Origin of the sequence: Parendozoicomonas callyspongiae (genome assembly GCF_023502345.1) — a bacterium.
Lineage (GTDB): Bacteria > Pseudomonadota > Gammaproteobacteria > Pseudomonadales > Endozoicomonadaceae > Sansalvadorimonas > Sansalvadorimonas callyspongiae.
In genome coordinates this window covers 1-305 of the sequence record NZ_JAMFLX010000165.1, presented here as the reverse complement: position 1 = coordinate 305, position 305 = coordinate 1, and the positions used below count along the sequence as shown (strand labels likewise).

Annotated in this window: 1 protein-coding gene; it reads right to left on the bottom strand. The window is 46.9% G+C overall.

Annotation, left to right across the window (positions count from 1 at the left end; all coding sequences use genetic code 11):
- On the bottom strand, positions 1–305 hold a 305-nt coding region (locus M3P05_RS20795; RefSeq protein ID WP_249702066.1), incomplete at both ends, for a transposase.

Below are 305 nucleotides of genomic sequence, written 5' to 3'. Positions count from 1 at the left end.
GCATTGCAGCAGGCATCAACAATATCTTCATAACCATCAAAGCACCGGTTGGACAAATCGTGTTCACGTAGCCACTCCCATAGTTGTTCTGCACTATTCAATTCCGGAGAGTAGGGAGGTAGATGAACGGGCGTCAGGTTTGAATAATCGGGTAACTCTTTTTCCAGATGGTAACCCGCCCTATCCATGATTACGATTGCGTGCCTTCCTGCAGGCGTAACTTTTGAAATCTCTTTCAGGTGCAGACCCATGCCCTGACTATTAACACTGGGTAAAACCAGTGCAACACCTAAGCTTCTTTCTGG